Genomic DNA, 14,946 nt, shown 5'->3' on the forward strand with positions numbered 1-14,946 from the left:
TCTTCCGCCCGTCCGCCCGTCGGATCATCTCCCCGGCCTTCCGGGGGAGTTCCCCTCTCGGTGCTCGACCGGCTCTCCCTCGACGTGGCGGCGCTCCACGCCACGGACTCCGCGCTCCACCTCGGCGCGCTCATCACCCTGGAGGGTGAACCACCCTCCAGGGGAGAGGTGTCGGAGCAGCTGAGCCGGCGCGCCGCCCGACTTCCCGAGCTCGCCCACCGGTTGGCCGGACGCCCCGGGCGGCCGCGCTGGGAGCCCGACCCCCGCTTCGACCCCGACCGTCACGTGTACGAGCTGCCCGGCTCCGCCGACCCGGCCGCCGTCCTCGCCGAACTCCTGCGACAACCCCTCCCGCGCGACCGGCCGTTGTGGGGGATCTGGCTCGTCCGCCGGGTCGGCGGCGGATACGGGCTCGGCTACCGCGCCCACCACGCCTTCCAGGACGGCGCCGCCGCCGTCGCGACGCTGGAGCGGCTCCTCGGCCCCGAAGAGGCGCCGCGCCCCCGGGTCCTCTCCTTCCGGCCGCCCCGGCCCGTGTCCTGGGCCGCCGTCCTGCCCGAACTCCGGCCACCGCGCCGCACCACCTGGTGGCCGGCCCTCGACACCCCGCCCTCCCAGGCCTACGCCGCGACCCTCGCCGACGTCGACACGGCCCGGCTCCACGCGCTCGGGCGCCTGACCGGCGCCACCGTCCCGCAGCTCTGCCTGGCCCTCGCCACCGAGGCGCTGCGCGCCTGGCACCCGCACGACTGGGAACCCGGCGGCCCCGGCCACGGCCTCGGGCTGCGCGCCAACCTCGCGATCGGCGTCCGCGGCCCCGGCGACCCCCTGCCCCTGCTCGGCAACCGCGTCGCCGTCGCCGGGGTCGACCTGCCCTGCGGCGAACCCGACCCCCTCCGGCGCCTCGACCGCGTCGGGCGGGCACTCGACTACCCGCGGCTCGCCCGGCTGGCCGACGCCCACCGGGTGATCCTGCGCCGACTCCCGTACCGCGTCGGCCGGTTGGCGCTCACCCGCAGCGTCGACGCGCGGTACACGCCGGTCGGCGTCGCAGACCTGCGCATCCGGCGGCCCCTCGGCTTCGCCGGGGTCCCGGCGTCCGGGGTGTACGCCCTGCCCGTCATGGTCCCGGGCCAGCCGCTCTTCGTCTCCTGGGTCACGCACCGCCGCCGCCTCCACGTCACGTTCACCACCGACTCCGCCCTCGCCGGCGCCGACCGGCTGCCCGAGGCCTGGCACACGGCCCTCGCGGCACTCGAACGGCGGGTGGCGGACGGCGAGTTCGCGCAGGAGCCGACCGTGACGGGAATGCGGTGAAAACGGGGCCGGCCGGGCGGCTGATGCCGTCCGGCCGGCCCCGTCAGATGCTGCGGGGGCTCATGTGCGGGGCTCACGTGCGGGGGACGCCCCGCAGGAGGGCGATGACCACGACCGCCGTCACCAGGGCGAAGCCCGCGCTCAGAGCCGAGGCCGTGTGCAGGGCCGTGGTGAACGCCTCCCGGGCCTGGGCGATCAGGCCCTCGTCGGCCAGGGTGAGCGCCGCGCCCAGGCTCTCGTGGGCCGCCGCCGGGGCGTCCGCCGGGATCTCCGTGCGGTAGACGGCCACCGCCACGCTGCCGGTCACCGCGATCCCCAGGGCCAGGCCCAGGTCGTAGGCCGTCTGCCCGGTGGCCGCCGCCGCGCCCGCCTTCTCCGGCGGGGCGGCGCCGACCGCGAGCGCCGTACCGAGGACGCTGATGGGCGCCGCGCCGAACATGATCACGGCGAGGCCCAGGGCGGCCACCGTCACCCCGGAGGCCAGGGCGACCACCGCGTACCCGACGAGGGAGACGAGGAGCCCGCCGGCCAGGACGTACGCCGGGCGGACCCGGGCGGCCACGAACGGCGTCAGCTGCGAACCGGCGATCAGGGCGGCCGCCCCCGGCAGCAGCCACAGCCCCGCGTCGAGCGGGGAGAGCCCGGCGACCGACTGGAGGTACTGCGGGATCAGGTACTCGACGCCGTTCAGCGCGGTCATCCCCAGGAGCAGGGCGAGCAGCGCACCCGTGAAGGCCTTGTTCCGGAAGAGCCGGAGGTCCAGGAGCGGAGTCGCGAGCCGGTTCTGCCGGCGGACGAAGAGGACGGTGAAGGCGCCGCCGAGAGCGAAGGCGGCCGCCGCCTCCCCCGTCGGGCCGTGCGCGGCCAGCGACTTCACGCCGTACACCAGCGGCAGCACCGCCAGCAGGAACAGGACCACGCTCGCCGCGTCGAGCCGTCCCGGCTTCGGGTCGCGGTACTCGGGGAGCAGTAGCGGGGCCGTGACCAGCGCGATCAGCATGACCGGCAGGCCCATCAGGAAGACCGACCCCCACCACCAGGCCGCGAGCAGCACCCCGCCGATGACCGGCCCGATCGCGAGACCGACCGACAGGGCCGTCACCCACATCGCGATCGCCGTGGCCCGCTGCCGGGCGTCCGTGAACATATGGCTGATCAGGGCGAGCGTGGACGGCAGGACCGCCGCGCCGGCCACCCCGAGGAGGGCGCGGGCCGCGATCAGCGTCCCGGCGTTCGGGGCGTACGCGGCGAGCAGCGAGGCGAGCAGGAAGCCCGCCGAACCGGCCATCAGGAGCCTGCGGCGGCCGAGCCGGTCCCCGAGTGTGCCCATGATGACGAGCGTCGCGGCGGTGAGGAAGCCGTAGATGTCGGTGATCCACAGCAACTGGGCGCCGCTGGGCCGGAGATCGGCGGAGAGGTACGGGGTGGCCAGCCACAGCACCCCGAGGTCGGCCGTCATCAGGGTGACGGGGAGCAGGAGGACGGCGAGGCCGAGCCACTGGCGGGCCCCGGCCCGGGTGGGTGCGGCGGCCGTGCCGGCCGTCAGGGTCTTCGTCATCGCGGGAGCTCCTCGTCGACGATCCGGTCCGCCGCCGCGAGCAGTTCGGCCACCCGGGCACTGCGCAAGTTCTTGGCCACACCGGAGAGTTCGGTGCCGTACACGATCCGTACCGAGGAGTCCTTGATCCCGCAGTACTCCGAGACGCCGATGCGCAGTTGGGTGTCCAGGACGGTGGACAGGCCCAGGTGCTCGATCTCCTCGGCGGGGTTGCCCATCAGGGCCAGCCACAGCATCCGCTTGGCGGCCAGGCGGGGCTTGCTGCGCCCGTAGGCGAAGCCGTAGTTCCACACCCGGTCGATCCAGCCCTTGAGGACGGCGGGCGGTGCCATCCACCACACCGGGAAGACGATCACGATGTCGTCGGCGGCCAGGATGCGGTCCATGTGGGCGTGGACCTCGGGGGAGTACCGCTTCTCCCGGTCCTCCCAGTCCGGTTCGTCGGCCGGGCGGAGGACGGGGTCGAATCCCTCGGCGTACAGATCGAGTACGTCGACGGTCCCTCCCTCGTCCTTCAGCCGGGCGTGGGCGAGGTCGGCGACCTGGGCGGTCAGCGAGTCGGAGCGGGGGTGGGCGTGCACGAGGAGGGTATGGCGGGTCACGGCGGGGATCCTTCACATGAATGGGGGCTGGTGGGCGGGGCCGCGTCAGATACCGAGGCCGGAGCCGCCGCTCGCGTCGATGTTCTGGCCGGTCACCCAGCGGGCGGCGTCGGAGGCGAGGAAGCCGACGACATCGGCCACGTCCTCCGGCTGGCCCACCCGGTCGAAGACCGAGAACCCGGCGGCGTGTGCCTTGGCGGCCGGGTCGGCCATCCACGGGTGGATGTCGGTCTCGATCGTGCCCGGGGAGACCGCGTTGACCGTGATGCCCCGGGAGCCGAGGGTCTGGGCGAGCGTCAGGGTCAGCACCTCGACGGCGCCCTTGGAAGCGGCGTACGAGGTCATGCCCGGGAAGGCGACCTTGGTGACCCCGGAGGAGATGTTGACGATCCGGCCGCCGTCGCGGAGCCGGCCGAGGCCCTGCTTGATGATGAAGAACGGCGCCTTGGCGTTGACCGCGAAGACCCGGTCGTAGTCGGCCTCCTCGACCTCGTGGATCAGGCCGGGGCCGGAGATCCCGGCGTTGTTGACGAGGATGTCGAGGCCGTCGGCGTGCTCGTCGAAGGCCTTCCACAGGGCCTCGGCGTCACCGGGGACGCCCAGTTCGGCGCGGATCGCGAAGGCGGTGCCGCCGGCCGCCTCGATCGCGGCGACCGTCTCCTTCGCCGCCGTCTCGTTGCCGGCGTAGTGGACGGCGACGCGGGCGCCGTCGGCGGCGAGGCGGAGGGCGATCGCCCGGCCGATGCCCCGGCTCGAACCGGTGACGAGGGCGGTCTTGCCGGCGAGGGTGCGGGCGGTGGCGGTGGCGGTGGCGTTGCTGCTCATGTCCGGCTCCTGGTGTGTGTCCGTGTGTCTGTTCTGCGGTTTCCTGCTGACAGGGATGACTCTGACGGGCGGGTGTTCGGGTCCGGCTCGGATCCTGTTCGGGCCCGGTCCGGGCTCTGTTCGGGCCTGGTCAGGGCTCTGTTCGGGCCTGGTCCGGGCCGGGTTACGGTGGCCGCATGCGATTCGCGGTGCTGGGGGAGACGTCCGTACGGACCGAGGACGGGCGGCCTGTCCGGGTGCCGGAGCTCAAGGTGCGGGCCCTGCTCGCGGCCCTGCTCGTCGACGCGGGACGGCCGGTCGCCGCGTACCGGCTCGTCGACGACCTGTGGGGCGACGAACCGCCCGGCAGCCCGCTGCGGGCCCTCCAGGCCAAGGTCTCCCAGCTGCGCCGCGCCCTGGACGAGGCCGAGCCCGGCGGGCGCGAGCTCGTCGTCACGCGGGCCCCCGGCTACCTCCTCGCCGTACCCGAAGGGGCCCTGGACGCCCACCGGTTCGCGGCGCTCACCGCCCGCGCCCGGGACACGGCCGCGCCGCGCGCCCGGGCGGAGCTCCTCGGCGAGGCCCTCGGCCTGTGGCGGGGGCCCGCGTTCGCGGACTTCGCCGCCGAGCCGTTCGCCCGGGCGGCGGCCGACCGCTTGGAGGAGGAGCGGCTCTCCGCGCGCGAGACGCTGGCCGAGACGCGCCTGGAACTCGGCGAACACGACCTGCTGGCAGGCGAGTTGGCGGAGCTCGTGGCCCGCCACCCGCTGCGCGAACGCCTGCGCGCCGTACAGCTGCGGGCCTTGTACCGCGCGGGCCGGCAGAGCGAGGCGCTCGCCGGGTACGAGGAGCTGCGCGCCCTCCTCGCCGACGAGCTCGGGCTCGACCCGAGCCCCGAACTGGCCGCGCTCCACACGGCGATGCTGCGGCAGGACGCCGACCTGTCGCTTCCCGCGTCGGCGGCTGTGCCGGCGTCGGGATCCGCGCCCGCGACCGGCCCGGCGGTCGTCGGCGGGTCCGCGCGGGGCAACCTCCCCGTGCCGCTCAGCGGAATCGTCGGCCGTGACGAGGCCGTGGCGGAGGTGACCGGACTGCTGCGCGAGCGGCGGCTCGTCACCCTGACCGGACCCGGCGGCGTCGGGAAGACCCGGCTGGCCGTCGAGGCGGCCCGGCAGGTGGAGGAGGCGTTCCCGGACGGCGCCTGGCTCGTCGAGTTCGCCGGTGCGGGCGGCGAGCTCGCCGAGGTCGTCGCCGCCGCGCTCGAACTGCGCGACGACGGCGTGTGGGGGCTGCGGCCCGACGGGGAACGGCCGCCCACCACGGCGGAGCGGCTCGCCGAGGTCCTGCGCGGGCGACGCACCCTGCTCGTCCTGGACAACTGCGAGCACGTCGTCGACGAGGCCGCCTCCCTCGCCGAACTCCTGCTGCGCGCCGCACCCGGCCTCGTCGTCCTGACGACGAGCCAGGAGCCGCTGGCGCTCGCGGGCGAGACGCTGTGGGCGGTGGAACCGCTCGACGCGGACGGCGCGGTCGCCCTGTTCACGGCCCGCGCGACCGCCTCCTCGCCCGGCTTCACCCTCGACGCTCCCGCCCTGGAGGCGGTACGGGGAATCTGCCGCCGCCTCGACGGCATCCCGCTCGCCCTGGAGCTGGCCGCGACCCGCGTCCGCGCCCTCGGGGTGCACGGCCTCCTGACACGGCTCGACGACCGGTTCCGGCTGCTCGACTCGGGGCTGCGCGGCGCGCCCGCCCGACAGGCCACTCTCCGGGCGGTCATCGACTGGAGCTGGGACCTGCTGAGCGCACCGGAGCGGACGGTACTGCGCCGCCTCGCCGTCCACGCGGAGGGCTGCACCCTGGCGGCGGCGGAGTCCGTCTGCGCGGGGGAGAGCGCGGCGGACGGAGACGGTGACGTCATCGCAGGGGACGTGCTCGGGCTGCTCGCGCGGCTCGTGGACCGCTCGCTCGTCGTGGCCGTCGACGGGCCGGACGGGCCGCGCTACCGGCTGCTGGAATCCGTGGCCGCGTACTGCCTCGAACGGCTGCGGGACGAGGGCGAGACCGAGGCCGTACGGGAACGCCACCTCGCGTACCACCTCCGCGTCGCCGAGGAGGCCGGGCCCGCCCTGCGCGGCCCCGACCAGCGGCGTCGCCTCGCGCAGCTCGACGCCGAGACCCCGAACCTGCGGGCGGCCCTGGACCGGGCGCTCACCGCGCCCGGCGGCGCCGGGGCGAGCGCGGGGGCCGCGCTCCGGCTCGTCGACGCGCTCGCCTGGTACTGGATCATGCGCGGGCGGCTCGGCGAGGCGCTCCGCTCGGCGACGGCGGCGCTGCGGGCGCACCCGGACGGCGGCGCCGACGACGAACCGGGGCTCGCCGTGCCGAGGGCCCGCGTGGGGGTCTGGCGCACGGGGCTCGCCGTCATGGGCGGCGATGGGACGGACCGGCGCGGCCGGATCGCGGAGGCCCTGGCGGCCTACGACGCGGTGGACGCGACCGGCCGCCCCTGGGCCCGCTGGTTCCTCGCGCACGCGCTCTGCGGCACCGGCAGCCAGGTCGAGGGCGGTGAGCTGACCGGCAGCGCCCTCGACGGCTTCCGGGCCCACGGCGACCGCTGGGGCGAGGCGGCGGCGCTCGCGGACCGCTCCGTACAGCTCCTGCTCAGGGGCGACGTGGCGGGCGCGGAGGCCGACGCGGCCCGCTCGGACGCGCTCTTCGCCGAGCTCGGCGACGCGTGCTCCCGGCTGTGGACCGTGTACCCGCTCGCGACCGTCGCGGAGATCCACGGCGAGTACGAGCGCGCCGACCGGCTCAAGCGGGCCGGTCTGGCGGCGGCGGAGAGCTTCGGTCTGACGACCGAGGTACCCGACCTGCTCGCCGGGCTCGGCCGCACGGCCCTCCTCCGGGGCGATCTCGCCGAGTGCCGGACCTATCACGAGGCCGCCAGGGACCGGGCCGCCGAGGTCGGCTTCCGCGCGGGCGAGATCAACGCGGTCCTCGGCCTCGGCCTGGGCGCCCGCCGCGAGGGCCTCTTCGAGGAGGCCGAGCGTCACATGCGGGAGGTCCTCGACTGGCACCGGGCGGTCGGTCTCGACTCAGCGAACGCCCTGATCCTGGCCGAGCTCGGCTTCTCGGCGCTCGGGCGCGGCGACCTGGCCGGAGCCCTGAAGCTCCAGGAGGAGGGGTACGGGACCGCGCTGACCTCGGGCGACCCGAGGGCGGTCGCACTCGCCCTGGAAGGCCTGGCCTCCGCGCACGCCCCCGCCGGTCGCGCCCGGGGCGCCGCGCTCCTGCTGGGCGCGGCGGCCGCGCTGCGTGCCTCGACGGGCGCGCCGCTGCCCCCGGCGGAGCGCGCCGACGTCGACCGTACGGAGGCGGCGGCCCGCGCCGCACTCGGCGAAGCCGCCTTCGCCACGGCCTTCACCCACGGCGGGAGCCTCACGCACGACACCGCCGTGACCGAGGCCACGAAACTGTAAGGAGTCACCGCGCTCGACGTTCCTATACTCACCCCATGCCCGACATCACCATCCGGCGCGCCGGCGCCGACGACTCCAAGCGGCTCACCCGGCTCGTCCGGACCTCCGCCGCCTACCGGGGCGACTACGCGGCCATGGTGGAGGGGTACCAGGTCGGCGGGGCGTACATCGAGCACCACCCGGTCTTCGTCGCCGTCGACGGGACCGGCCGGGTGCTCGGCTTCTACGCCCTCCTCGTCGACGAGGCCGAGCTCGACCTCGCCTTCGTCGCCGACAGCGCCCAGGGCCTCGGCATCGGCCGGCTGCTCATGGAGCACATGGCCGGGGAGGCGAGGGCCGCCGGACTCCAGGCCGTGCGGGTCGTCGCCCATCCGCCCGCCGAGGAGTTCTACCTGCGCACCGGCGCCGTCCGCACCGGAGTCCTCCCGCCCGCCGGACGGATCCACTGGGCCCGCCCCGAGCTGCGGTACGACGTCGCGTGACCACCACCGAGAAGCCACAGGACGAAACCAGCCGCCGCCGGGTCTTCGCCGACCTCACCCCGCTGCGGACCTCCGCCGACTACCGCCGCCTCTGGTTCGGGAGCACCGTCTCCTGGGTCGGCCAGGGCATGACCTCCCTCGCCGTCTCCCTCCAGGTGTACGAGATCACCCGCTCGCCCTTCTCCGTCGGGCTCGTCGGTCTTTTCTCCCTCGTCCCGCTCGTCGTCTTCGGCCTGTACGGCGGCGCCGTCGCCGACACCGTCGACCGCCGCAAGCTCGGCCTCGCCAGCGCCCTCGGCTCCGCCGTCCTCTCGATCGCCCTCGCGGGCGCCGCGTTCGCCGGCTTCCACCGCGTCTGGTTCCTCTACGGGATCGTCGCCCTCCAGGCCGTGTGCGCCGCGCTCAACTCGCCCGCCCGGACCTCGATGATCCCCCGGCTCCTGCCGCCCGAGCAGCTGCGCGCCGCCAACGCCCTCAACTCGATGGTGATGACCTTCGGCATGCTCGTCGGGCCCAGCCTCGGCGGCCTGATCGTCGGCGTCGCCGGGTACCAGACGGCGTACCTCGTCGACGCCCTCGCCTTCTCCGCGAGCCTCTACGCGATGTGGCGGCTGCCGTCGATGCTCCCGGAGCGGAAGGGGAACAAGCGGGCCTCCGTCCTCGACGGGCTGCGCTTCCTCGCCACCCGCCCCAACCTGCGCATGACGTTCTTCTCAGACTTCTGCGCGATGATCCTCGCCCACCCCCGCGCCCTGTTCCCGGCCGTCGCCGTCCTCTGGTACGGCGGGGACGCGAAGACCACCGGACTCCTCGTCGCGGCGCCCGCGTTCGGGGCGCTCCTCGGCGGGGTCCTCTCCGGCTGGCAGGGCCGGATCCGCCACCACGGGCAGGCGATCCTGATCGCCGTGGCCTGCTGGGGCACCGCCATCGCCGTCTTCGGGCTGACCCGGCACCTCTGGCTCGGGCTGCTCCTGCTCGCCCTCGCCGGCTACTCCGACACCGTCTCGATGATCTTCCGGAACACGATGATGCAGGTCGCCGCGCCCGACGAGATGCGCGGCCGGCTCCAGGGCGTCTTCATCGTGGTCGTCGCGGGCGGGCCCCGGCTCGGGGACTTCCTCGCGGGCTCCGTCGCCGATCTGACCTCCCCGGCCGTCGCCATCACGGGCGGCGGGATCGCCTGCGTCCTCGCCGTCGGCGTCCTGGCCCTCTACGGACGCCGTTTCCGCCGGTACGACGCAAACAACCCCACTCCGTGAGGCTCCGGGCGGGTTTCACCCCGAAGTCACCCTCCTGACCTGGCGGTTGACCGCCACGGCACATAACCGCCAGGAATGAACGGAGTCAACTCCCGCCCCGGAGGCCAAGACTCCTCCCGGCACCCGGAAACACCCCCGACCCCGGGTCCGCGAGGAGTTCGTCGATGACGTCGAGGATCACCCCCTTCGGCAGAGGGAGAGCCGGGCTGTTCGCCGCCGGCATCTCCCTCGTGATGCTCTCGGCCGGGCAGACCGCCGCCGCGCCGGGCACCACCACCCCCGTACCCGCGACCTTCACCGGGGCCAAGGGCACGGGCACCACCGCCACCGTCACCCTCGTCACCGGAGACCGCGTCACCCTCACCGACCTCGGCGGCGGCAAGCAGACCGTCACCGTCGACCGGGCCGACGGCGCCACCGGCGCGATACGCAGCCAGATCGTCGACGGACGCGTCACGGTCGTTCCCGACGAGGCCGCCCCCTACGTGGCCTCCGGTGCGCTCGACCCCCGCCTCTTCGACGTCACCGGCCTCGTCGAGCAGGGCATCACCGGCGAACTGCCGCTGATCGTCACGTACGGAGCCAAGAGCGCCCGGGCCGCCGCCCCGGCCCCACGCGGGACCGAGACCGTCCGTGCCCTCCCCAGCGTCGGCGGCGCGGCCGTCACCGCCACCGACCCCGCCGCCTTCTGGCGCGGCTTCACCGCGCAGAAGACCCAGCGGGCCGCGACCGCCCCCGCCAAGGTCTGGCTCGACGGCAAGGTCGAGGCCGCCATGGCCGACTCCAACGCCCAGATCGGCACCCCGAAGGCCTGGGAGGCCGGGCTCACCGGCAAGGGCGTCAAGGTCGCCGTCCTCGACACCGGCGCCGACCTCGCCCACCCCGACCTCGGCGGCCGGGTCGCCGAGAGCAAGTCCTTCATCGAGGGCCAGGAGGTCGCCGACCGCAACGGCCACGGCACGCACGTCGCCTCCACCGTCGGCGGCAGCGGCGCGGGCTCCGACGGCAAGGAGAAGGGCGTCGCCCCCGGCGCCACCCTCGCCGTCGGCAAGGTCCTCAGCGACCAGGGCTCCGGCACCGAGTCGCAGATCATCGCCGGCATGGAGTGGGCCGCCAAGGACATCGACGCGAAGATCGTCTCGATGAGCCTCGGCTCCCGCGAACCCAGCGACGGCACCGACCCGATGGCCCAGGCCGTCAACACCCTCACCGCCGAGACCGGCGCCCTCTTCGTCATCGCCGCCGGAAACTCGGGAGCCCCCGGCTCCATCGGCTCGCCCGGCGCAGCCGACTCCGCGCTGACCATCGGCGCCGTCGACTCCGCCGACCGCGCCGCCTACTTCACGAGCCAGGGCCCCCGCTACGGCGACCAGGCCCTCAAGCCCGACCTCTCGGCCCCCGGCGTCGGCATCGTCGCCGCCCGCTCCCAGCTCGTCACCGGCAGCGGCCTCTACACCTCCATGAGCGGTACGTCGATGGCGACCCCGCACATCGCCGGCGTCGCCGCGCTGCTCGCCGAGCAGCACCCCGACTGGACCGGCGCCCAACTCAAGAACGCGCTCATGTCCTCGTCGAAGACGCTCGACGCCTCCTCGTACGCCCTCGGCGCCGGCCGGGTCGACGTCGCCGCCGCGATCTCCGCGAACGTCACCGCCACCGGCTCCGCCGACCTCGGCTTCGTCTCCTGGCCGTACGAGGAGAGCAAGCCGGTCACCAAGACCGTCACCTACACCAACTCCTCCGACACCCCCGTCGAGCTGAACCTCGCCGTCGAGGGCATGCCGGCCGGCGTCGCCGCCCTCGCCGACACCACCCTCACCGTCCCCGCCCACGGCTCCGCGAGCACCACCGTCACGGGCGACGGCACCAAGGCCCCCGTCGGCCAGTCCTCCGGCCGGATCACCGCCACCGCCGGCGGCACGTCCGTCGCGCACACCGCGCTCGGCCTGGTGAAGGAGGAGGAGCGCTACACCCTCACCGTCCACGTCAAGGACCGCGACGGCGCCCCCACCTCCGCGTACCTCGGCATGAAGAAGCTGGCCGAGGGCGCGCAGCCCTTCCCGGCGACCGTCGGCGAGTCCGGCACCGTCGAACTCCGCCTCAAGCCGGGCACGTACACCGTCGACACCTTCCTCGACGTGCGCGGCTCGCACGGCAAGGACTCCCTCGGCCTCGGCTTCCTCGCCTCGCCCGAGGTCGTCCTCGACCGCGACCGCGAGATCACCCTCGACGGACGGCAGCTCCGCGAGATCCGCGCCGAGGTCGACAAGCGGACCGAGACCCGGCAGCTCCTCATGGAGTACGACCGCAAGGCGAACGGGACCTCCTACACGGACGTCGTCCAGGTCCCGTTGACGTACGACTCGCTCTTCGCCGCGCCCACCGCGCCCGTCACGAACGGCACCTTCGAGTACCGGACCGTCTGGCGCCTCGGCAAGCCGATGGTGGAGGCGAGCGTCGACGGCGTCCGGCTCTCCGGCGCCACCGCGCAGGGCGGCGGAACCCTCCTCGAAGGCCGCCACCGCCTCGGCCTCGTCGACGCGGGCACCGGCACCCCCGCCGAGTACACGGGCAAGGACGCCACCGGCAAGGCCGTCCTCGTCCGGCTCACCGCCGGCGCCGACCCGAAGCAGCTCGCCCAGACCGCCCAGGACGCGGGCGCCAAGGCCCTGTTCGTCACCGACGACCAGCCCGGCCGGCTGATGAAGTACTTCGGCACCGCCGACTACGAGGACCGGCCGCTCGCCGTCGCCACCGTCAACACCGCCGACGCCCAGCGGCTCGCCGCCGGCGCGGCACACGGCAAGCGCGTCGAGGTGACCGGCACCCGCTTCACCCCGTACACGTACGACCTCTCCGAGGGCCACCCCCGCGCCATCGGCAAGGACCTGGTCTTCCGGCCCGACGAGGACGAACTGGCCACGATCAGCTCCACCTTCCACGCGCCGACCAAGCGCGCGGAGCTGGGCGGCGAGTTCCGCTACTCGATCACCGAGACCTTCCCGATCGGCTTCGGCTTCAAGGAGTGGATCGCCTTCCCCGTCGAGCGCACCGAGTACGTCTCCACCGGTACCGGCCAGCGCTGGCACGAGTCCGTCGACCTCGCAGACTCCCTGGAGGAGCGCGGCGGCACCCCGTCGTACCGGGGCGGCAGCCGTGTCGACCTCGACTGGTTCGGCCCCGTCTGGCACCCGTGGCTGGGCACCGGCCTCGGCTGGGGCCAGCAGCGCGTCGGCAACGACCTGCGCTTCAACACCCCCGGCTGGGGCGACTCGGGCACCGACCACACCGGCTTCGGCAACGTGTGGAACGACGACTCGATGACCCAGTTCACCGAGGTGTACGTCAACGGCACCCGCGTCGACCGCAAGATGAGCTCCGGCGCCTACGCCTGGGACGCCCCGGCCGAGGAGGCGACCTACAAGGTCGTCACCGACACCACGCTCGACCCGGCCCGCTGGCGGCTCGCGACCAAGGGCCACAGCGAGTGGACCTTCCGCTCGGCCGAGACCCCGTCGGACCGGATCACCTACCTGCCGATGCTCAACCTCGGCTTCGACCTGGACACCGACCTCAACGGCGACGTCCGGGCCGGCAGCCGGCTGTCCGTCCGGACCTTCGCGGAGTACGTGGAGGGCGCGGCCGGCACCGGCACGATCACCGGCGGCACCCTGGACGTCTCCTACGACGAGGGCAAGACCTGGACGAAGGTCGCCCTCAAGCCCTCGTGGCGCGGCGCTTCCTGGAGCGGTGAGCTGCGGATCCCGTCCGGGGCGGCCTCCGTCTCGCTGCGGGCGGGCGCGAGCGACGACCAGGGCGGCACGGTCACGCAGGAGCTGATCCGCGCGCTCGGCGTGAAGTAGTCACCACCTTGCAGGACGTGTGAGGCCGGACCTCGGTGAGCCGGGGCCCGGCCTCACACGTGCGCGACGCGCCTGGTCAACGAGGCGCCGGGAGCGCCTTCTTCAGGACCTTGCCCATGTCGTTGCGGGGGAGCGCGTCGAGGTAGCGCACCACCCGGGGCCGCTTGTGCGGGGCGAGCAGCCCCGCCACGTGGTCCGCGAGATCCGATTCCGTCGGCGGCTTCCCGGTGTCCGCCGGCACCACCCACGCCACGATCCGCTCGCCCAGGTCCGGGTCCGGCTCGCCCGTGACGGCCGCCTCCCGCACGCCGGGGTGGTCGAGGAGCGCGTTCTCTATCTCGCCCGCCCCGATCTTGTAGCCGCCGCTCTTGATCAGATCGGTCGCCTTGCGGCCCACGAGGCGCACCGCGCCGTCCGTCTCGCGGACCGCCATGTCGCCCGTGCGGAACCAGTCGCCGTCGAAGGCCGCCGCCGTCGCGTCCGGCCGGTTCAGATAGCCGGAGAAGAGGTTCGGGCCGCGGACCTGTACCTCGCCGACCGTCTCCGCGTCGTACCCGCCGAGCACGGAACCGTCCTCGTCCACCAGCCGCAGGCCGACGCCCGCGAGCGGGGTCCCGACCGTTCCCGGCCGGGGCTCGCCGCCCGGCCGCACACTCGTGTTCATGAGCGTCTCGGTCATCCCGTACCGCTCGACGACCGTCCGGCCCGTCGCCGCCGTGATCCGCTCGTGGTCGTGGACCGGCAGCGCCGCCGAACCCGAGACGAGGAGCCGCGCCCCCGCCAGCGCCTCCGCGAGCCGGGCGTCCTCGCCGAGGGCGTCCGCGACCCGGTGGTACATCGTCGGTACGCCGAACAGCATCGTGCCGCCGTCCCTCAGCTCCTTCGCCACGCCCTCCACCGAGAACGCGCCCAGGTGCCGGACCTCGCCGCCCCGCCTCAGCGGGCCCAGGATCCCGAGGATCAGGCCGTGGACGTGGAACAGCGGCAGCGCGTGCACGAGGACGTCGTCCGCCGTCCAGCCCCAGGCCTCGGCCAGCGCGTCGAGGGAGGCGGATATCGCCCGCCGGGAGAGCACGACCCCCTTCGGGGGACCCGTGGTGCCGGAGGTGTAGACGATGAGCGCGGGGGACTCGGCGTCGTCCGGTTCGGACACCGCGGGCCCCGTGGTCGCGGTGAGCTCCACGTCGATCCGGGGGAGCGCGGCGAGCCCGGCCGGCAGCACGTCCCCCGGACCCGCGAGCACCGCGCCCGGCGCGCTGTCGCCGAGGATGTGCGCCAGCTCCCGCTCGCCCGTGCGCGGATTGAGCGGTACGGCGGGCACGCCCGCGAGCAGGGCGGCCACCACCGCGACCGCCGTGTGCGCGCTCGGCGTGGCCCAGACGGCGACCCGGTCCGCGCCCCCGATCCGTACCGCGAGGGAACCGGCGGCGCGGGCCAGTCCGGCGTAGGTCAGCGTGTCCGTGCCGCAGCGCAGCGCGGGCCGGTCGGACGGAACCGCCAGGGCGGGGAAGAGCGCACTCACCGGTCGTACTCCTCGGGTCGATGTCGAGATCGAGGGTTGCCGGGAGAATTCTGCCCGCCC

Annotated in this window: 9 protein-coding genes; 5 read left to right on the forward strand and 4 right to left on the reverse strand. The window is 74.6% G+C overall.

All coding sequences use genetic code 11. The annotated features are described in order from the left end of the window. Positions 1 to 60 precede the first annotated feature (60 nt). The gene (locus OG357_RS27215) at positions 61 to 1,317 is read left to right on the forward strand and encodes a wax ester/triacylglycerol synthase domain-containing protein (RefSeq protein WP_329623651.1); all 1,257 of its coding nucleotides are present in this window, start codon (positions 61 to 63) and stop codon (positions 1,315 to 1,317) included. Between the two features lie 73 nt (positions 1,318 to 1,390). On the opposite strand, the gene OG357_RS27220 is transcribed toward OG357_RS27215, so the two are convergent. Genes OG357_RS27220 through OG357_RS27230 form a run of 3 tightly spaced genes read right to left on the reverse strand, consistent with a single transcriptional unit; the run spans position 1,391 to position 4,302 of the window. Continuing rightward, a complete protein-coding gene (locus OG357_RS27220) occupies positions 1,391 to 2,875 on the reverse strand; it encodes an MFS transporter (RefSeq protein ID WP_329623652.1) in 1,485 nt (494 codons plus the stop codon). Continuing rightward, positions 2,872 to 3,477, reverse strand: a complete 606-nt coding sequence (locus OG357_RS27225; RefSeq protein ID WP_329623653.1) for an NAD(P)H oxidoreductase — start codon at positions 3,475 to 3,477, stop codon at positions 2,872 to 2,874. The genes OG357_RS27220 and OG357_RS27225 overlap by 4 nt, the downstream gene beginning before the upstream one ends. A 45-nt stretch (positions 3,478 to 3,522) precedes the next feature. Further along, positions 3,523 to 4,302 carry an SDR family oxidoreductase gene (locus OG357_RS27230; protein ID WP_329623654.1) on the reverse strand — a complete coding sequence of 260 codons (780 nt, stop codon included), beginning with the start codon at positions 4,300 to 4,302 and terminating at the stop codon, positions 3,523 to 3,525. Positions 4,303 to 4,478: 176 nt separating this feature from the next. Between OG357_RS27230 and OG357_RS27235 the strand changes: the two genes are divergently transcribed. The 4 genes from OG357_RS27235 to OG357_RS27250 all read left to right on the forward strand — a co-directional run bounded on the left by OG357_RS27235 (position 4,479) and on the right by OG357_RS27250 (position 13,364). Next, a complete protein-coding gene (locus OG357_RS27235; RefSeq protein ID WP_329623655.1) occupies positions 4,479 to 7,760 on the forward strand; it encodes a BTAD domain-containing putative transcriptional regulator in 3,282 nt (1,093 codons plus the stop codon). Positions 7,761 to 7,795: 35 nt separating this feature from the next. Continuing rightward, complete coding sequence (locus tag OG357_RS27240) at positions 7,796 to 8,242, forward strand: GNAT family N-acetyltransferase (protein WP_329623656.1); 447 nt, start codon at positions 7,796 to 7,798, stop codon at positions 8,240 to 8,242. Then, a complete protein-coding gene (locus OG357_RS27245; RefSeq protein ID WP_329623657.1) occupies positions 8,239 to 9,501 on the forward strand; it encodes an MFS transporter in 1,263 nt (420 codons plus the stop codon). The genes OG357_RS27240 and OG357_RS27245 overlap by 4 nt, the downstream gene beginning before the upstream one ends. A gap of 164 nt (positions 9,502 to 9,665) precedes the next feature. Beyond that, positions 9,666 to 13,364: a S8 family serine peptidase gene (locus OG357_RS27250; protein ID WP_329623658.1), complete on the forward strand. Its 3,699-nt coding sequence runs from the start codon at positions 9,666 to 9,668 to the stop codon at positions 13,362 to 13,364. A 76-nt stretch (positions 13,365 to 13,440) separates the two neighbouring features. Here OG357_RS27250 and OG357_RS27255 read toward each other — a convergent pair whose 3' ends face one another. Further along, positions 13,441 to 14,886: an acyl-CoA synthetase gene (locus OG357_RS27255; protein WP_329623659.1), complete on the reverse strand. Its 1,446-nt coding sequence runs from the start codon at positions 14,884 to 14,886 to the stop codon at positions 13,441 to 13,443. Positions 14,887 to 14,946 lie beyond the last annotated feature (60 nt).

The organism is Streptomyces sp. NBC_01255, from assembly GCF_036226445.1.
Lineage (GTDB): Bacteria > Actinomycetota > Actinomycetes > Streptomycetales > Streptomycetaceae > Streptomyces.